Annotated in this window: 18 protein-coding genes; 11 read left to right on the plus strand and 7 right to left on the minus strand. The window is 70.3% G+C overall.

Annotated elements, in window-relative coordinates; translation table 11 throughout:
* Nucleotides 1-54: 54 nt before the first annotated feature.
* Nucleotides 55-453: a CBS domain-containing protein gene (locus ACWFR3_RS24600; RefSeq protein ID WP_453736776.1), complete on the minus strand. Its 399-nt coding sequence runs from the start codon at nt 451-453 to the stop codon at nt 55-57.
* A 157-nt stretch (nt 454-610) separates the two neighbouring features.
* Complete coding sequence (hisN, locus tag ACWFR3_RS24605; protein ID WP_453736777.1) at nt 611-1,411, minus strand: histidinol-phosphatase; 801 nt, start codon at nt 1,409-1,411, stop codon at nt 611-613.
* A gap of 162 nt (nt 1,412-1,573) precedes the next feature.
* Between hisN and ACWFR3_RS24610 the strand changes: the two genes are divergently transcribed.
* Nucleotides 1,574-2,179, plus strand: coding sequence for a TetR/AcrR family transcriptional regulator (locus tag ACWFR3_RS24610; RefSeq protein WP_453736778.1), 606 nt, complete (start codon nt 1,574-1,576; stop codon nt 2,177-2,179).
* Between the two features lie 22 nt (nt 2,180-2,201).
* On the opposite strand, the gene ACWFR3_RS24615 is transcribed toward ACWFR3_RS24610, so the two are convergent.
* The 4 genes from ACWFR3_RS24615 to ACWFR3_RS24630 all read right to left on the minus strand — a co-directional run bounded on the left by ACWFR3_RS24615 (nt 2,202) and on the right by ACWFR3_RS24630 (nt 5,758).
* Complete coding sequence (locus ACWFR3_RS24615; protein ID WP_249587857.1) at nt 2,202-2,525, minus strand: DMT family transporter; 324 nt, start codon at nt 2,523-2,525, stop codon at nt 2,202-2,204.
* 119 nt (nt 2,526-2,644) lie between these two features.
* Nucleotides 2,645-3,658, minus strand: a complete 1,014-nt coding sequence (gene rsgA, locus ACWFR3_RS24620; protein ID WP_453736779.1) for a ribosome small subunit-dependent GTPase A — start codon at nt 3,656-3,658, stop codon at nt 2,645-2,647.
* A 16-nt stretch (nt 3,659-3,674) separates the two neighbouring features.
* Nucleotides 3,675-4,991, minus strand: coding sequence for a 3-phosphoshikimate 1-carboxyvinyltransferase (gene aroA, locus ACWFR3_RS24625; protein WP_453736780.1), 1,317 nt, complete (start codon nt 4,989-4,991; stop codon nt 3,675-3,677).
* Nucleotides 4,992-5,035: 44 nt separating this feature from the next.
* A complete protein-coding gene (locus tag ACWFR3_RS24630) occupies nt 5,036-5,758 on the minus strand; it encodes a M50 family metallopeptidase (RefSeq protein WP_453736837.1) in 723 nt (240 codons plus the stop codon).
* A 61-nt stretch (nt 5,759-5,819) separates the two neighbouring features.
* Between ACWFR3_RS24630 and ACWFR3_RS24635 the strand changes: the two genes are divergently transcribed.
* The 10 genes from ACWFR3_RS24635 (at nt 5,820) to ACWFR3_RS24680 (ending at nt 16,073) form a co-directional block, all read left to right on the plus strand.
* Nucleotides 5,820-6,635: an SOS response-associated peptidase gene (locus ACWFR3_RS24635; protein WP_453736781.1), complete on the plus strand. Its 816-nt coding sequence runs from the start codon at nt 5,820-5,822 to the stop codon at nt 6,633-6,635.
* A 1-nt stretch (nt 6,636) separates the two neighbouring features.
* On the plus strand, nt 6,637-7,302 hold the full coding sequence (locus ACWFR3_RS24640) for an alpha/beta hydrolase family protein (RefSeq protein WP_453736782.1): 666 nt from the start codon (nt 6,637-6,639) through the stop codon (nt 7,300-7,302).
* A gap of 275 nt (nt 7,303-7,577) precedes the next feature.
* Nucleotides 7,578-8,258 (plus strand): sigma-70 family RNA polymerase sigma factor, encoded by a 681-nt coding sequence (locus tag ACWFR3_RS24645; RefSeq protein ID WP_361833409.1) that lies wholly within the window; start codon nt 7,578-7,580, stop codon nt 8,256-8,258.
* Nucleotides 8,255-8,599, plus strand: a complete 345-nt coding sequence (gene rsrA / locus ACWFR3_RS24650) for a mycothiol system anti-sigma-R factor (protein WP_453736783.1) — start codon at nt 8,255-8,257, stop codon at nt 8,597-8,599. Before ACWFR3_RS24645 ends, rsrA begins: the two co-directional genes overlap by 4 nt.
* Before the next feature lie 175 nt (nt 8,600-8,774).
* Nucleotides 8,775-10,118: an HD-GYP domain-containing protein gene (locus ACWFR3_RS24655; protein WP_453736784.1), complete on the plus strand. Its 1,344-nt coding sequence runs from the start codon at nt 8,775-8,777 to the stop codon at nt 10,116-10,118.
* 83 nt (nt 10,119-10,201) lie between these two features.
* Complete coding sequence (locus ACWFR3_RS24660) at nt 10,202-11,425, plus strand: HD-GYP domain-containing protein (RefSeq protein ID WP_453736785.1); 1,224 nt, start codon at nt 10,202-10,204, stop codon at nt 11,423-11,425.
* Nucleotides 11,426-11,530: 105 nt separating this feature from the next.
* On the plus strand, nt 11,531-12,511 hold the full coding sequence (locus ACWFR3_RS24665) for a tetratricopeptide repeat protein (protein ID WP_453736786.1): 981 nt from the start codon (nt 11,531-11,533) through the stop codon (nt 12,509-12,511).
* A 64-nt stretch (nt 12,512-12,575) separates the two neighbouring features.
* Entirely contained in the window at nt 12,576-13,226 is a 651-nt protein-coding gene (gene def, locus ACWFR3_RS24670) for a peptide deformylase (RefSeq protein ID WP_453736787.1), read from the plus strand.
* Nucleotides 13,227-13,593: 367 nt separating this feature from the next.
* The gene (gene cyc1 / locus ACWFR3_RS24675; protein WP_453736838.1) at nt 13,594-14,730 is read left to right on the plus strand and encodes an epi-isozizaene synthase; all 1,137 of its coding nucleotides are present in this window, start codon (nt 13,594-13,596) and stop codon (nt 14,728-14,730) included.
* A complete protein-coding gene (locus ACWFR3_RS24680; RefSeq protein WP_453736788.1) occupies nt 14,727-16,073 on the plus strand; it encodes a bifunctional albaflavenone monooxygenase/terpene synthase in 1,347 nt (448 codons plus the stop codon). Before cyc1 ends, ACWFR3_RS24680 begins: the two co-directional genes overlap by 4 nt.
* On the opposite strand, the gene ACWFR3_RS24685 is transcribed toward ACWFR3_RS24680, so the two are convergent.
* Nucleotides 16,027-17,034, minus strand: coding sequence for a helix-turn-helix domain-containing protein (locus ACWFR3_RS24685; protein ID WP_453736789.1), 1,008 nt, complete (start codon nt 17,032-17,034; stop codon nt 16,027-16,029). The genes ACWFR3_RS24680 and ACWFR3_RS24685 overlap by 47 nt on opposite strands.
* Nucleotides 17,035-17,092 lie beyond the last annotated feature (58 nt).

The following is a 17,092-nucleotide window of genomic DNA, read 5'->3' on the forward strand; positions in this document are numbered from 1 at the left end:
GGCCGGATCCCCTCGGGGTCCGGCCCGTCCGCCGTTTCCGCGGTGCTCCGGCCGTCAGACCGTCAGTGTCGGCACCTGGCTCCTGCCCGGGGCCCAGCAGCGGATGATGTCGCGGACCGAGACGATGCCGGTCGGTTCGTTGCCGTCCATCACGATCAGATGCCGGAAGCCGCCGTGCGACATGGCGTCGGCCGCCTCCTCCAGCGTCCAGGACGGTGCGGCGAAGACGACTTCGGTCGTGGTGTGGGTGCCTGCGGTCTCGGTGTCGGGGTTCTGCCCGAGACCCAACGAGATGAGGACGTCGCGCTCGGTCAGAATGCCTAGGCCGGTGTCGGCGTCGAGGACGACCGCCGCGCCGACGCGGCGCGTCGACATCAGCCTGGCCGCCTGGCGCAGTGTGTGGGCGGGACCGATGGTGAGGACCATCGTGCTCATGGCGTCGCGGACGAGCATGGGCTTGAGCCACCTCCTGAGTGGACCGCAAGAGAAGCGATTCACAAGTTCACAAGTGGGGGGACTCTCAGAGTCGCAGCCATGCGGGTCGTCAACAAGGGGGCGCGTGCTGCCGGTTCAGGGCGTGCGCGCGAGGGACGCGCGGGGTACGCGCGCCTCAGTAGCGCTGATTGAGGTAACCGAGCAGCTCGTCGTGGAGCAGGCCGTTCGAAGCCGCCGCGTTGCCGCTGTGCGGGCCAGGAGCGCCGTCGAGGCCGGTGAAGGTGCCGCCCGCCTCGGTCACGATGATCGCGGTGGCCGCCATGTCCCAGAGCGAGAGCTCGGGCTCCGCGCAGATGTCGACCGATCCCTCGGCGACCATCATGTACGGCCAGAAGTCGCCGTATCCGCGGGTGCGCCAGACCGCGCGCGTGAGGTCCATGAACCCGTCGAGGCGGCCCTGCTCCTCCCAGCCCGTGAGCGAGGAGTACGCGAAGGAGGCGTCCTGGAGCCGCGACACCTTGGAGGCGTGGATCCTGGTCGCGGAGGTCAGGCTGCGCCCGGTGTAGGCACCGGCGCCCTTCGCCGCCCACCAGCGACGGCCGAGCGCGGGCGCCGACACGACACCCACCACCGGCTGGAAGCCGCCCTCGCCCGCCTCCATCAGGGAGATCAGCGTGGCCCAGACCGGCACCCCGCGTACGTAGTTCTTGGTGCCGTCGATCGGGTCGATCACCCAGCGGCGCGGGCCCGTGCCCTCGACGCCGAACTCCTCGCCGAGGATCGCGTCGCGCGGCCGCCCCCGCTTCAGGTTCGACCGGATGAGTTCCTCGGCCGTTTTGTCCGCCTCGCTCACCGGCGTCATGTCCGGCTTGGTCTCGACCTTCAGGTCGAGGGCCTTGAACCGGTCCATCGTCGCGGCGTCGGCGGCGTCCGCGAGGACATGGGCAAGACGCAGATCATCGTGGTAGTCGGGCATGAGTGAACAGTATCGATCTCGTTCTGGCTGAGCCACAGCGCCGTATGTCCGGGCAGTTCCGGGACATGACGTATCCCGTGCGAGGTCGCGCCGGAGCTATTGACACCGCCTCTGGGCACGTCAACGCTGGCCGCAGAGCCGCTTCGGCCCCGGGAGGCGACGATGCCTGCAGCACGGGAATCCTTACTGGACGCGGCCGCCACGGCGTTGGCTCGCCGGCCGTGGCCAGCAGTCCGCATGGTCGATGTCGCGGCCACCGCCGGAGTGTCCCGGCAGACCCTCTACAACGAATTCGGCAGCAAGGACGGCCTGGCGCGCGCCCTGCTCCGGCGCGAGACCGACGCCTATCTCCAGGGCGTGGAGCGTGCGTTGGCCGTGGAGGGCGGTCCGGTGGACCGGCTCGCGGCCGTGAGCGCGTGGACGATCGCCGCCGCGCGCGGGAACGAACTCGCGCGGGCCATGCTCACCGGCTGCTGGAGCGAACGCCTGCCCGCGCCGACCAGGCCGGGGGTCTCCGCGTCGCCCGTACCGGCACAGCGGCGCGCGGACGCGGGTGTTCCGTCGCCCGCCGAACTGCTCGCCCTCGTCCGGGACAAGGCGGTGAACGCGCTGAACGGCAGGGCGAGGCCGAAGGACACGGAAGAGCTTTCCCTGGCGTGCGAGAGCGCGGTGCGGATGGCGTTGTCGTACGTCGTCGCGCCCTCGCCCGCGGGCGAGGATCCCGTGGAGCTGGTGCGCGGGGTCCTCGGGCGCTGGACCAACGCCTGAGGGCCCTGCTGCTGCCGGTGGATCAGTGGGCGGAGCCCGAGAGCTGGAGGCCGATGACGCCGGCGATCACCAGCGAGATGGAGACGATCTTGAGGGTGGAGACCACGTCACCGAGGAAGACCATTCCGTAGATCGCGGTGCCGGCGGCGCCGATGCCCGTCCAGACCGCGTACGCGGGGCCCACGTCGAGCTTGCGCAGGGCCAGCGTGAGCAGGCCGAAGCTGCCGAGCGCGAAAGCGGCGAAGGTGATGGTCGGCCAGAGCCGGGTGAAGCCGTGCGAGAGCTTGAGGCAGACCGCGAAACCGGTCTCCAGGAACCCCGCGACGATGACCAGCAGCCACGCCATGTTTCTGCCTCCCGCAACTCTGCGTCCGGTGACCGCTTCGCCTGGCTTGGTACGGGCTTGGCACAGGCTTGGTGTGATTATGCCTTTGCCGCGACGCCCCGGCGCAAACAACCGCGAGGTCAGTCGCCCTCGCGCCGCTCACGGGTCGCGAGGAGCCTGCGCAGTGAGTAGAGCCGCGCGGGATCCGCGTGTCCCTCCTCGACCCAGGCGTCCAGCGCGCAGTCCGGCTCGTCGTGGCTGCACGCGCGCGGACAGCCTTCCGTTCCCGGCACCAGGTCGGGGAAGGCGAGGATGACGCGGGACGGGTCGACGTGGTGCAGGCCGAAGGACCGCACGCCGGGCGTGTCGACCACCCAGCCGCCGGAGCTCCCCGACAGGGGGAGCGCGAGCGCCGACGTGGTGGTGTGCCGGCCGCGTCCCGTGACGGCGTTGACGTGCCCGGTGCTGCGCCTGCGCTCCTCCGGGACCAGGGCGTTGACCAGCGTCGTCTTGCCCACCCCGGAGTGCCCGACGAACGCGGTGATCTTGCCGTCGAGCAGCTCGTGCACGCGGGCGAGCTCCGCGCCGTCGGTGAACTCCTCGCGGCTGGTGACCACGTAGGGCACGTCGAGCGTGGAGTAGGTCTCCAGGAGCTTGTCGGCCGATGCCAGGTCGGACTTGGTCAGGACCAGGATCGGCTTGAGCCCGCCGTCGAACGCGGCCACGATGCAGCGGTCGATCAGACGCGGGCGCGGCTCCGGATCGGCGAGCGCGGTGACGATCGCGAGCTGGTCGGCATTGGCGACGACCACCCGCTCGTACGGGTCGTCGTCGTCGGCCGTGCGCCGCAGGACGGACGTGCGCGGCGAGATGCGCACGATGCGCGCGAGGGTGTCCTTTTTGCCGGAGAGATCGCCGACGAGCGAGACTTGGTCGCCCACCACAGCGGCCTTGCGGCCCAGTTCGCGGGCCTTCATGGCCATCACGATCCGGTCGTCGACCAGGACGGTCAGGCGGCCCCGGTCGACGGTGAGGACCATGCCGTCCGACGCGTCCTCGTGCTTGGGCCTGATGTGGGTGCGCGGGCGGTTGCCCTTGCGGTTGGGACGGACGCGGATGTCGTCCTCGTCGGGGTTCTTTCCGTAGCGGCGCATGTTCTGGATCCGCCCGTCAGTTCCCGAGCATTCCGGTCCAGAGGTCGGGGAAGTCGGGCAGCGTCTTCGCCGTCGTCGCGACATTCTCGATCTGTACGCCCTCCACCGCCAGGCCGATGATGGCGCCCGCGGTGGCCATGCGGTGGTCGTCGTACGTGTGGAAGATCCCGCCGTGCAGCCGTCGCGGGCGGATGTGCAGGCCGTCGGCGGTCTCGGTGACGTCGCCGCCGAGGCCGTTGATCTCCTTGGTGAGGGCCGCGAGGCGGTCCGTCTCGTGCAGCCGCAGGTGGGCCACGCCGCGCAGGGTCGAGGGGGAGTCGGCGAGCGCCGCGACGGCCGCGATGCCGGGGGTCAGCTCGCCGACCTCGCTCAGGTCCACGTCGATGCCGTGGATCGATCCGGAGCCGGTGAACACGAGCCCCTGCGGGGTCAGTTCGCAGGAACCGCCCATCTCGGTGAAGATCTCCCGCAGCTTGTCGCCGGGCTGCGTGGTGTGCGCGGGCCAGTCCGGGATGGTCACCCGGCCGCCGGTGACCAGGGCCGCGGCCAGGAACGGCTGGGCGTTGGAGAGGTCCGGCTCGACGGTCAGGTCGCGGCCGAGCAGGGCGCCGGGGGTGACCCGCCACACGTTCGGCTCGCCGCCCGACTCCGGGGTGTCCACCTGGGCGCCGACCGCGCGGAGCATGTCGACGGTCATGCGGATGTGCGGCATGGAGGGCAGCGCGGAGCCGGTGTGGCGGACCTCGACACCTTGGTTGAAACGCGGGCCCGAGAGCAGCAGGGCGCTGACGAACTGGGAGGACGAGGAGGCGTCGATCTCGACCGGACCGCCGTCCAGGGCGCCGCCGCCGTGCACGGTCAGCGGCAGGGCGCCGCGATTGTCGTCGTCGATGCGGGCGCCGAGCGCGCGCAGGGCGTCGATCACGCCGTGCAGCGGGCGCTCGTACGAACGGGGGTCGCCGTCGAAGCGGATCGGGCCGTCGGCGAGGGCGGCGACGGGGGGAAGGAAGCGCATGACCGTGCCGGCGTTGCCGACGTCGACCGTGGCGGGTCCGTGCAGGCCGGAGGGGATGATCCGCCAGGCCTCGCCGGAGCCGTCCGGGCCCACGCCCTCCTCGATGCCGACGCCGAGTGCGCGCAGGGCGCCCGCCATCAGGAGGGTGTCGCGGGAGCGCAGCGGGCGGCGCAGCCAGCCGGGCTCGGCGGCGAGTGCGGCCAGGACGAGGCCGCGGTTGGTGACCGATTTGGACCCGGGCACATGGACCGTCGCGGCGACGGCTCCGCTCGCGTGCGGGGCTGGCCAGAGGGTGTCGTGCGCTGGGTTCACGGTCATGCCCACACTTTAGTGGCTCACGGTGACGGCGCAGTCGGCGCTGCTCAGAGGCCGAGCAGCCAGCGTCCGCCGCCTATCAGTGAGCACAGTGAGACGGCGTGGAAGAGGAAGAGCCACATCCCCGCGGGTACGTGCGTGAGCCGGGAGAGCTGATCGGCGTCCGAGTCGCCCGCACCGCCGCGCCTGCGCTTGGACTGCAGCTCGAAGGCGGGCCGCACGCCTCCCAGGAGCAGGAACCACACCACCGCGTACGCGAACGCCGCCTGCACCTGCGAGCTGGTCAGCCAGGAGACGAGCAGGAAGGTGCCGCCGGTGAGGATCACGGTGAGGGCGCCGTACGCGTTCCGGATCATGACGAGCATCACGATGAGCAGCGCCGTCGCGATCCACAGGAACGCGGTGATGTGCCCGGCGGCCAGGAGCGCGGCACCGCCGAGGCCCAGCAGGGGCGGCGCGGTGTAGCCCGAGGCGGCGGTGAGGATCATGCCGAGCCCGGTGGGCTTGCCGCGGGAGACGGTGAGGCCGCTGGTGTCGGAGTGCAGCCGGATGCCGTCGAGGCGGCGCCCCGTGAGCAGGGCCACCAGGCCGTGGCCGCCCTCGTGCGCGATGGTGATGGCGTTGCGGGCGACCCGCCAGATCCCGTGCGGGACGACGACGGCGAGCGCGACGAGACCGGTGATGATCACCAGCCACTCGTCGGGGGCGGCCTGGGTGCCGAAGACCCGGTCCCAGAGGTCGGTCAGGCTGGCGTTCGCGGTGGTTTCCATTGCTGCAGCCATTGTCGGGACCGGCTCCTCTGGTCGTACGGGGTCTGGCAGTCTGGCACGTATGTGCGGACGGTATGCATCGAGTCGTAGGCCCGAGGATCTCGCAGGAATCTTTGAGATCGAGAAGTGGGAGCCGGAGGAGGCCCTCGCCCCCGATTTCAACGTGGCCCCCACCAAGGAGGTCTACGCGGTCCTGGACCGTCCGGTGAAAGACGCCGAGGACCCGCGTCCGGTTCGCCAGCTGCGCACGCTCAAGTGGGGCCTCGTGCCCTCCTGGTCCAAGACGCCCGAGGGCGGCGCCCGGATGATCAACGCCCGCGCGGAGACCGTCCACGAGAAGCCCTCGTACCGCCGGGCCTTCACCTCGCGCCGCTGCGTCATCCCGGCCGACGGCTACTACGAGTGGGTCACCGGAACCGGCGAGCGGGATCTTGAGGTCGAGGGCAAGAAGAAGCGCCCCCGCAAGCAGCCGTACTTCGTGACGCCCGCCGACGGCTCGGTCTTCGCGATGGCCGGGCTCTACGAGTTCTGGCGCGACAAGACACTGCCGGACGAGCACCCCCTCGCCTGGTGGGTGACGTGCACGGTGATCACCACCGAGGCGGAGACCGCGCCCCTGGCGGTCGCGCCGGAGGAGGGCCCGCGCTCGCTGCACGACATCCACCCGCGGATGCCCCTGATGCTGACGCCGGACCGCTGGGACGCCTGGCTCGACCCGTCCCGCACGGACCCCGAGGACCTGCGCACCCTCCTGGAGCCGCCGCCGCACGGCCTGATGCGGGCCTTCCCGGTGTCCACGGCGGTCAGCAACGTCCGCAACAACGGCCCGGAGCTGCTCAAGGAGCTGGAAGGGCCCGAGGAAGGCACACTCTTCTGACGTGACCAAGAGCGAGATCAAGAGCGGGACCAAGAGCGAGATCGTCGAGACCGACGCCGGTGAGGCGCGCATCACCTGGCACCACGCCCCCAAGAACAAGGCCCGCATGGTGCTGGCCGTCAGCCACGGCGCAGGCGGCGGCATCGAGGCCCGCGACCTGCGAGCCATCGCCGCCGCCCTGCCCGCCCACGGCGTCACCGTCGCCCTGGTGGAGCAGCCCTGGCGGGTGGCGGGCAAGAAGCTGGCGCCCGCCCCGAAGACCCTGGACGTGGGCTGGCGGGGCCTGTGGCCCGCTGTGGCGAAGCACGGCCTCCCAGTCATCGCGGGCGGCCGCAGTGCAGGGGCCCGCGTCGCCTGCCGCACCGCCACAGAGCTGGGCGCGGCCGCCGTGCTCGCCCTCAGCTTCCCCCTGCACCCGCCGGGCAAGCCGGAGAAGTCCCGCGCGGACGAGCTGCTCGGCGCCGGGGTGCCCACGCTCGTCGTACAGGGCGGCAACGACCCCTTCGGGAAGCCCGCCGAGTTCCCCGAAGGGGCGTACGAGCTCGTGGAGGTTCCCTACGGCGATCACGGCTTCGCTATTCCCAAACGCGCCGACATCTCGGAGGCCGAAGCCATGACGCTCATCACGGATGGCGTCGCTCGGTGGACGGGAATGTTGGGTGCGTGACCTCTGTTGTGCCGAACAGAAGCTAAACGCTGTTGGTACGAGAGGAAGTCAGCCGCATGGGTTCGACCATCTGCCCACCCGTCTCCCGCCGCCGCCCTTCTTCGGACGGGCAGAGCCCGGCACCTTCTTTCTCTCGCTCCAGCGCCCCTGACCTGGAATGGACGGTGCTGAGCGCGCCCAAGACCGCTCCTATTCGAGCGGCGGCGGGACCGGATCGTCGTCTATCCTCCGATTCGAGTGGGACTGCTTTTGGTTCCATCACGTCTTTGGAGGAGGTGGGTCCGGTCACTGGGACCGACGCAGGGGCCGAGAACGGCCAGGCGGAGCGACCCGACGGAGGCGCCGAGACGTCGGCGGAGCGCACGGCCCGCTTCGAGCGGGACGCCCTGGGCTTCCTCGACCAGATGTACTCGGCGGCGCTGCGCATGACGCGCAACCCGGCGGACGCGGAGGACCTGGTGCAGGAGACCTACGCCAAGGCGTACGCGTCGTTCCACCAGTTCCGTGAGGGCACCAACCTCAAGGCGTGGCTGTACCGCATCCTCACCAACACGTTCATCAACTCGTACCGCAAGAAGCAGCGCGAGCCCCAGCGCAGCGCCGCCGAGGAGATCGAGGACTGGCAGCTCGCGCGTGCCGAGTCGCACATGTCCACAGGTCTGCGCTCGGCCGAGTCGCAGGCGCTCGACCATCTGCCGGACTCGGACGTGAAGTCCGCGCTGCAGGCGATCCCCGAGGAATTCCGCATCGCCGTCTACCTCGCCGATGTAGAGGGCTTTGCGTACAAGGAGATCGCGGACATTATGGGGACACCCATCGGTACGGTGATGTCCCGGTTGCACCGCGGCCGTCGCCAACTGCGCGGCATGCTCGAGGACTACGCCCGTGACCGCGGCCTCGTCCCCGCAGGCGCCGCCTCAGAGTCGTCGAACGAAGCGAAAGGCTCAGGCTCATGAGCTGCGGAGAGCCGCACGAGACGGATTGCAGTGAGGTCCTGGACCATCTGTACGAGTTCCTGGACCGGGAGATGCCGGACAGCGACTGCACCAAGTTCGAGACGCACTTCGAGGAGTGCTCTCCGTGTCTGGAGAAGTACGGCCTCGAGCAGGCGGTCAAGAAGCTGGTGAAGCGCTGCTGCGGTCAGGACGACGTGCCGACCGACCTGCGCGCCAAGGTCATGGGCCGCATCGATCTGATCCGCTCGGGCGAGGCCGTGCCCGAGCACGACGTGACCGTGGAGACGGTGACCGCCGAGGGCGGTGTGCAGGCCAAGGGTCTGCGGGCCAAGGAAGCCTGATCTTGCGGTAGTTGAGGCAGTCGAGTCGAAGCAGGTCGTGACGGGAGTCCGTCACGACCTGCTTTTTTCTGTCCTCCATCACTCGTACGTGCCAATTTCCGCGAGCGGGGCTCGGAGCGGGGTGCGGCCGTTCTAGTCTCCGGACCTTGGACGGTCACGGGGAGGAGACAGAGCCATGCGGTCCATCGCTCCGTGGGCTCGTGCCTACATCCTGTGCGTCACCCTGGCCGGTGCCGCCTGCGCCGCGCCCGTACTGACCACGCACACGCCGTGGGGCGCGCTCGGGCTCCTCGCCGGGCTCTACGCCGGGTGCGAGCAGGCCTCGCGGTGCCGGGTCATCGGCCGCCGCGGACCGAACGGCCTCGGCACCTTCTTCCCCGTCCTGCTCGCCGCCGTCTTCCTGCTGCCGCCCGCCGCCGCCGCGCTCGTCGCGGTGCCGGGGGCGCTGCTCGCCCGCGTCGAGCGACGGCCCCGGTGGGTGCGCAAGGTCTGGCGCGCGGCCCAACTCGCCGTGGCCGCCTCGGTGTCGGCCCGGGTGTACGGGATGCTCGGCGGTGTCGACGCGGTGGCCGCGCCCGATTTCCCGTACGCGCTGCTGCCCGCGGGAGCGGCCGTGGTCGCGTTCTCCGCCGTACTGACCGTCCTGGACGGCGGCATCCTGGCCACCGCGGAACGGGTGCCGGTACGGGCCGCCTGGCGGGGGCTCTTCCTGCGCTCGTTCGCGCCGGTCGCCGTGCACGGCCTCGCAGGCCTGATGATGGCGGTCCTCTGGCGCAGTCCGTACGGGCCGCTCGCAGCCCTCCTCGTGCTGCTTCCGATGGGGGTCTCCTGCTGGGTCTTCGCGCAGTACCACCGGGAGCGGGCCGCCCACCAGGCCACGATCAGGGCGCTCGTCCAGGCCGTCGACATCAAGGACCGGTACACCCGCGGGCACAGCGAGCGCGTGGGGCACGCCTCCGTGCTGATCGCGCGGGAGCTGGCGATGGCGGACGAGCGGGTGGAGAGCCTGCGGTTCGCGGGGATCCTGCACGACGTCGGCAAACTCGGCGTACCGACCCGGCTGCTGCGCAAGGACGGGCCGCTGACCCCGGACGAGCGGCGGGTCATCGAGCTGCATCCCGAGTACGGACACGAGATGGTGCGGGGGATCGGCTTCCTCGGGGAGGCGCGGGCGGCGATCCTGCACCATCACGAGCGGATCGACGGGAGCGGGTATCCCTACGGGCTCGTGGGGCAGCAGATTCCGGAGTTCGCGCGGGTGGTGGCGGTCGCGGACGCGTTCGACGCCATGACGTCCACCAGGTCCTATCGCCGGGGGCGGCCTGTCGCTGCCGCTCTGGCCGAGCTTTCCCGGTGCGCGGGGTCTCAGTTCGACCCCGCGATGGTCGCCGCGTTGCGGCGGGCGCTTGACCGGCACGGGTGGGACCCGGCGGTTACCTCTGATACCGGGGAGGTGGTGCCCGGGCCCCGGCTGGGGGCTGAGGGTGTTCCGGCTGTACCCGGGGCGGGGGCGCGGTGAGCCCCCCTTCGTCGGCACCCGGCAACGGGGGTCGTGCCCACCCGTCCCGCCCTGCGGGACGCCTGCCCACGACGGTGGCGGTCATGATCTACGGCTCTGCCGGGCTGATCGTCCTGGTCGGTCTCGGGTGGACCCTCTGGCACGGGGTGGCCGAAGGCGGGGTTGCGCTTGCCTTTGGGGGGCTTGTCGCGGTGGGGGAGCTGGCCCGGTGGGGGGCCGGGGGCAGTGACCGGGAGCCCGCGCCGCTGGGGGCCGCGGGGGCGCTCGCCTACGCGCTGCTCGGGGAGGTCGGGGGGCGGCCCACGCACCACGGGGTGTTCCAGGTGATCGCGGTCGTGGTCGCCGCCGTGCTCGTCGGGGCCGTGCCGCACGTGGCGCTCGGCAGAGGCTCCGCCCTCGATCACGTGGCGCGGCGCGTGCTCACCGTCGGCTTCGCCGCAGCGTGCTTCCAACCGCTCTACAACGCCGGAAAGTTGGGGGAGTGGGCGGGACAGGGGCCCGGCTTCGCCGTCGTCATCGTCGCGCTGCTCGTCCTGACCGCGCTCTGTGACGCCGTGCTCGCCGCGGCCATGGCGTACGCCCGCACCCGCTGGCCCTTCGGACCGCTGCTGCGCGACGAGCTGCGGGCCATGCCCGGCATCGGGTCCGCCGTGTGCGCCACGGGGGCCGTCATGGCGCTCGCGGTCGCCGTGGCGGGGCTCTGGGCCCTTCCGGTGTTCAGCCTGCCGCTGCTCCTGACCCAGCTGTCCTTCGGGCGGTACGCGGCGGTGCGGACCACCTACCGGCAGACCATCACCTCGCTCGCCCGGTCCACCGAGATCGCCGGGTACACCCCGCAGGGCCATGCCCGCCGGGTCGCCGCGCTCAGCAGGGCCGTCGGACGTGAGCTGGGTCTCTCCACGCCCGACCTCGCCGTCCTGGAGTACGCGGCGCTGATGCACGACATCGGGCAGCTCTCCCTCGTCGACCCCGTGCCTGCGGGCGCCACCGCCGTTCTGCCGGACGCGGAACAGCGGCGGATCGCCCTGCTCGGGGGCGCCGTCGTGCGTCAGACCGGGGTGAAAGGCGACGTCGCCGTGGTCGTGGAGCGGCAGGCGGACCCGTACCGCGAGCAGCCGCTCACCGCCCGTATCGTGCGGGCGGCCAACGCGTACGACGAGATGGCCAGGGGAGAAGGACCCGGAGGCCCTCTCAACGCCCTGGAACGGCTGCGTCTGGGCACCGGGCGCGACTACCAGCCCGAAGTAGTGGAAGCCCTGGCCCGAGTGCTTTCACGGGGCGGTCATAGCTTGCCGCCGGTTGGGTAACCCATGGGTAATGAGCGGCCGTCCGACCGTACGTGGTTGGATGCGAAGAGGGCCCTCAGGGGCACGGCGGGACCACAGGAACTCAGTAATCGGCAGGCGGGAATCGTGAGGATCTTCGGCAAGGGACGGCACCGGCCCTCCGCCTCATGGCGGCAGGCCACCGACCGCGCCTTCACGCTGATCGGCGACGGGCGGTACGAGGACGCGGGCGCGCTGCTTACCCGCGCGGCGGATCTCGAGCCGTGGCTCTCGGAGTCCTGGTTCAACCTCGCGCTGCTCCACAAGTTCCGGCACGACTGGGAGCAGGCACGGGCCGCGGGCCTGCGGGCCGTGGCGCTGCTCGACAAGTCGGCCGGCGCCCCCGACTGGTGGAACGTGGGGATCGCGGCCACCGCCCTGCAGGACTGGCCGCTCGCCCGGCGCGCCTGGCAGGCATATGGCCTGAAAGTGCCCGGTGGCGTGGCCGCCTCCGGGGAGCCGACCGGCATGGACCTGGGCAGCGCCGCCGTGCGGCTCTCGCCCGAGGGCGAGGCCGAGGTGGTGTGGGGGCGCAGGCTGGACCCCGCACGCATCGAGGTGCTCTCCATCCCGCTGCCGTCCTCCGGGCGCCGCTGGGGCGAGGTCGTGCTGCACGACGGCGTCCCGCACGGCGAGCGGACGACAGGGGCCGGGGACTCGTACCCCGTCTTCGACGAAATCGAGCTGTGGGCTCCCTCACCCGTTCCGACCTGGGTGGTTCTCCTTGAGGCCGCCACCGAGGACGACCGGAACGCCCTGGAGAGGCTCGCGGCGGACGCGGGCTTCGCGGCCGAGGACTGGTCGTCGTCCGTGCGGCTGCTCTGTCGCATGTGCTCCGAGAGCCGCATGCCGAGCGACGAGGGCGACGGCGAGCACCTGGACCCGCACGACCACAGCGAGCCCGGTCACCCGGGGCCGCTGGGACATCGCAGCCCCGGCGCCCTGTGGGTGCCCGAGCGCGAGTGCGGCATCGCGGCTCCCGCGGCTCTGGTGCGCGGGTTGCTCGACGGCTGGGTCGCGGACAGCCCGGACTCCCGTGACTGGCGGGATCTGGAAGAGGTCTGCTGACTCCTGGCCGTAGGCTGTACCGGCACTATCTCTTGTGGTTTCCCAGGAAGGCGTACGTCGGACAATGGCGCAGGACACTGAGCAGCAGGCCTCGGGCGGGGTCCTCCCCGTGGACGACGAAGGCTTCGTCATCGACACGGAGGACTGCGAGGAGCGGGAGACGGCGTTCCGCGAGCGCGGCACGTCCCGGCCCATCACGGTCGTCGGCAACCCTGTGCTGCACAAGGAGTGCAAGGACGTCACCGCCTTCGACGACGAGCTCGCGCGGCTCATCGACGACATGTTCGCCAGCCAGCGGACCGCGCAGGGCGTGGGCCTCGCCGCCAACCAGGTCGGCGTCGACCTGAAGGTCTTCGTCTACGACTGCATGGACGACGAGGGCGTGCGGCACGTCGGCGTGGTCTGCAACCCCGTGGTGCGCGAGCTCCCCGCCGAGCGCCGCCGTCTGGACGAGTCGGGCGAGGGCTGCCTCTCCGTGCCCACCGCCTACGCCGACCTGGCCCGCCCGGACTACGCCGAGGTGACCGGGCAGGACGAGAAGGGCAACCCCATCAAGGTGCGGGGCACCGGCTACTTCTCGCGCTGCCTGCAGCACGAGACGGACCACCTGTACGGCTACCTCTACATCGACCGCCTCTCCAAGCGCGACCGCAAGGACGCGCTGCGGCAGATGGAAGAGGGCACTCCGCGCTACCCCGTCGTGCCGAACGACTGAGTCGGCGTGTGCCGAACGACTGAGTCGGCGTCGTGCCCCGTGACTGAACTGACGCCGTCCTGAACGGCTGAGATCACTTCAGGCCCGCGCGCACCGCGAGCCACCTGCGGCCCCTGGTCGGGAACTCCCTCCCGTCCGGGGGCCGTTCGCATTGGCCGGTCAGTTGTGCGAGCAAAACAGGCTTGTGATGATCCATAATCAGTCACGTAGGGGGATTTTTTCGGCGTTGGGGGGTAGTGAATGGCGCAAATCTGTTCCCTGAACGGTCAGTTGTGGTGCTGAATGGAAAGCGCGGGGATACGCAACGGCGCGCGCCCGGTACGGCGGGAGGGGCGTGCGTCCCCAGGCGGCTGAGAGGGGCTCGTTCGTGCCTGCATATTCATATGGCACTTCTTCGACACAGCCACAGACACCGGCGGTCTCCGTGCCACCGGCGTTGGCACTTCCGGTGATCGAGGCAGATTTTCCACGACGGCTACATCCGTATTGGCCGAAGCTTCAGGAAAAGTCCAGGACATGGCTGCGCGAAATGCGCCTGATGCCCCCGGACAAGGTGGAGCGGTACGCCGACAGCCTGTGCTACACGGACCTGGTGGCCGGCTACTACATTGGCGCGCCGGACGAGTTGCTCAGCGCGATAGCCGACCTCAGCAGTTGGTTCTTCGCGTGGGACGACCGGCACGACCGCGACTCGGTGCACGGCAGGGCGGCCCAGTGGCGGCGCCTGTGCCGGGGCCTGCACGAGACGCTCCGGGCGCCCCGGCAGCAACTGCGCCACCGCGACCCTCTGGTCGCGGGGTTCGCCGACTGCGTCCTCAGGCTGTACTCGCAGCTCGGCCCCAGTTGGAACGCCCGGTTCGCCAGGCACTTCCACAGCGTGATCGAGGCGTACGACCTGGAGTTCAGGAACCGCAGGACCGGCACGGTCCCCACGGTCGAGGCCTACATCGAGCTGCGCAGGCTGACGTTCGCCCACTGGGCGTGGATCGACCTGCTCGAGCCCACGGCGCGGCACGAGCTGCCGGGAGAGGTGCGGAAGCATCCCGCATATCGGCGGGCCGCGCTCGCCACGCAGGATTTCTCCGCCTGGTACAACGACCTGTGCTCGCTTCCCAAAGAACTCGCGGGAGATGAACTGCACAATCTCGGGATCAGTCTGATCCAGCACGAGGGCCTTTCGCTCGAAGAAGCCGTTGCGGAAGTGCACCGGCGGGTGACCCGATGCATCTCGGATTTCCTCGCGGCGGAAAAAGATGTACTGCGGCTCGCAGGTCAGCTGGCGGACGGAAGTGCGCACGGAAAGAAACTCTCGGACGCGGTGGAATCCTGCGTCTTCAACATGCGGAACTGGTTCTCCTCGGTGTACTGGTTCCACCACGAATCCGGCCGCTATCGGGTGGACAGTTGGGACGACAGGTCCATTCCTCCGTACGTGAGCGACGCGGGGATCAGCGAAACAGGAATCACCGACATGGCCGAAATCGAATTGGTAGGTGAGGAATGAGCGTCGAATCCGTCATACCCGCGACAACTCCCCCGCTTGTCAGCGGCGGCGCCCCGCTCATCGGCCACGCCTGGAATCTCGTGCGCGACCCGCTCGGCTTCTTCGCCGCACTACGGGATCACGGTGATCTCGTACGCATCAGGCTGGGACCCAAGACGGCGTACGCGGTCTGCGACCCGGAGTTGGTCGGGCAGCTCCTGCGGAGTCCCGACTACATCGTCGGAGGGCCGCTCTGGGACACCCTGGAGGTGCTCCTCGGCAAGGGCGTGGCGACCAGCAACGGCAAGCTGCACCGGCGCCAACGGCGCATGATGCAGCCCGCGTTCAAGCGCGAGCGGATCGCGGACTACGCCAAGGTGATGGAGGAGGAAGCCCGTGCCACGGCGGCGCGCTGGCGTCCCGACGACACGGTTGACATCGGATCGGAGATGTTCCGCACGGCCGTGCGCGTCATCTCGCGATCGCTCCTCGAGGTCGACGCGATCGGCGAGAAGGCGGACCGCATCGCCGAGTCGCTGCACACCGTCTTCGAGGGTCTCTACCGCCGGATGGTCCTCTCGGTCGGGCCGCTCTACCGCGTACCGACCCAGGGCAACCGGCGCTTCCAGAGTGCGCTCGCCGATCTGCACGCGGTGGTCGACGAGATCATCGCCGCCGGCCGGGAGGCGGGTGCGGAGCGGGACGACTTGTTGGCCGAAATGCTTCGGGCGCGCGATGAATCAGGGCAGCCGCTGAGCGATCAAGAAGTCCACGACCATGTGGTCTCCCTCATCGTGGCGGGTGCCGAGAATATCGCGTCGACCCTGGCGTGGACGTTCCATCTGCTGGCCGAACACCCCGAGCAGGAAAGGCGACTGGTTGAAGAGGTAAATTCCGTCGCGCCGGACCGGGAGATCACATTCCGCGACCTCGGGTCCCTTCCGCACACCAGAAATGTCGTCACCGAGGCCATGCGCATACAACCGGCCGCCTGGATATTCACCCGCCGGTCGGTGGGCGAAACCAACTTGGGTGGCTACCGCATTCCGGCCGACGCTGACATCGTATACAGCGTGTACGCGATGCAGCGCGATCCGCGTTCCTTCGAGCAACATCTCCGGTTCGACCCGGACCGCTGGAATCCGGAACGCGCTTCTGACGTGCCGGAGTTCGCGATGATGCCGTTCGGTACCGGTAACCGCAAGTGCCCGGGAGACCATTTCAGCCTGGCGGAACTCGCCATCATCCTGGCGACCGTGGCTCCGAAGTGGCACCTGGCGCCGGTCGCGGAGACCGACGCCGAGACGAAGATCGGCATCACCCTGCAGCCGAAGAAACTCGTCCTGCGGGCCGAGCGGCGCTGAGGGCCGACGGACCGCGGAAGGTGCGACGGTAGGCGTTCGGTGTGGTGCCGAGCGCCCGCAGGAACTGATGGCGCATCGCCGCGGCGTTGCCGAAACCGGCACGCCCGGCGATGGCGTCCACCGTCTCCTCCGAGCCTTCCAGCAACTCCTGCGCCAGGAGCACCCGTTGACGCAGGAGCCAGCGGTAGGGCGTGGTGCCGGTCTCCTGCTGGAAGCGGCGCGCGAAGGTGCGCGGTGACATGTGCGCCCGCTCGGCGAGCCGCTCGACCGTGATGTCGTCGGCGTCCAGATGGCGCTCCATCCAGGCAAGGACCCCGCCCACGGTGTCGCACTGCGTGCGCGGCAGCGGGCGCTCCACGAACTGGGCCTGCCCGCCGTCGCGGTGGGGCGGTACGACCATGCGGCGTGCGATGGCGTTGCCGACCTCGATGCCGTGCTCCTGGCGCACGATGTGCAGGCAGGCGTCGATCCCGGCGGCGGTGCCCGCGGACGTGATGACCGGGCCCTCGTCCACGTACAGGACGTCGGGCTCGACCCGGGCGCGCGGGTACTGCACGGCAAGCTCAGTGGAGTGCCGCCAGTGCACGGCGCAGCGGCGGCCGTCGAGCAGCCCGGCGGCGCCGAGCACGAAGACGCCGGAGCAGACGGAGAGGACACGGGCCCCGCGGTCCACCGCGCGGCGCAGGGCGGCGAGCAGATCCTCGGGATAGTCGCGGTGCGCGAACGACTGGCCAGCGGGGACGGCGATGAGGTCGGCCTCTTCGAGCCGGTCGAGACCGTGCCGCGTGGTGATCGTGAACCCCGCGTGATTGCTCAGGGCCCCGCTCTCCCCGGCGACCACCGCGAAGTCGTACACGGGAAGGCCGTCCTCGCTGCGGTCGAGGCCGAACACCTCGCAGACGACGCCGAGTTCGAAGGGATTGACGCCGTCGAGCAGCACGACGGCCACGTTGTTCAGCATGTCTGCCAGTGTGCCGCAGGGCTGGCAGTAAGTCGATGGTGTGTGGCAGTCCTGCCAC

It is taken from the genome of Streptomyces sp. NPDC055189, from assembly GCF_053606765.1.

What these genes read in the sequence shown, in the direction of transcription:
- ACWFR3_RS24600 (WP_453736776.1), bottom strand. Translation starts at nt 453, where the DNA reads ATGCTCGTCCGCGACGCCATGAGCACGATGGTCCTCACCATCGGTCCC.
- hisN (WP_453736777.1), bottom strand. Translation starts at nt 1,411, where the DNA reads ATGCCCGACTACCACGATGATCTGCGTCTTGCCCATGTCCTCGCGGAC.
- ACWFR3_RS24610 (WP_453736778.1), top strand. Translation starts at nt 1,574, where the DNA reads ATGCCTGCAGCACGGGAATCCTTACTGGACGCGGCCGCCACGGCGTTG.
- ACWFR3_RS24615 (WP_249587857.1), bottom strand. Translation starts at nt 2,525, where the DNA reads ATGGCGTGGCTGCTGGTCATCGTCGCGGGGTTCCTGGAGACCGGTTTC.
- rsgA (WP_453736779.1), bottom strand. Translation starts at nt 3,658, where the DNA reads ATGCGCCGCTACGGAAAGAACCCCGACGAGGACGACATCCGCGTCCGT.
- aroA (WP_453736780.1), bottom strand. Translation starts at nt 4,991, where the DNA reads ATGACCGTGAACCCAGCGCACGACACCCTCTGGCCAGCCCCGCACGCG.
- ACWFR3_RS24630 (WP_453736837.1), bottom strand. Translation starts at nt 5,758, where the DNA reads ATGGAAACCACCGCGAACGCCAGCCTGACCGACCTCTGGGACCGGGTC.
- ACWFR3_RS24635 (WP_453736781.1), top strand. Translation starts at nt 5,820, where the DNA reads ATGTGCGGACGGTATGCATCGAGTCGTAGGCCCGAGGATCTCGCAGGA.
- rsrA (WP_453736783.1), top strand. Translation starts at nt 8,255, where the DNA reads ATGAGCTGCGGAGAGCCGCACGAGACGGATTGCAGTGAGGTCCTGGAC.
- ACWFR3_RS24655 (WP_453736784.1), top strand. Translation starts at nt 8,775, where the DNA reads ATGCGGTCCATCGCTCCGTGGGCTCGTGCCTACATCCTGTGCGTCACC.
- ACWFR3_RS24660 (WP_453736785.1), top strand. Translation starts at nt 10,202, where the DNA reads ATGATCTACGGCTCTGCCGGGCTGATCGTCCTGGTCGGTCTCGGGTGG.
- def (WP_453736787.1), top strand. Translation starts at nt 12,576, where the DNA reads ATGGCGCAGGACACTGAGCAGCAGGCCTCGGGCGGGGTCCTCCCCGTG.
- ACWFR3_RS24680 (WP_453736788.1), top strand. Translation starts at nt 14,727, where the DNA reads ATGAGCGTCGAATCCGTCATACCCGCGACAACTCCCCCGCTTGTCAGC.
- ACWFR3_RS24685 (WP_453736789.1), bottom strand. Translation starts at nt 17,034, where the DNA reads ATGCTGAACAACGTGGCCGTCGTGCTGCTCGACGGCGTCAATCCCTTC.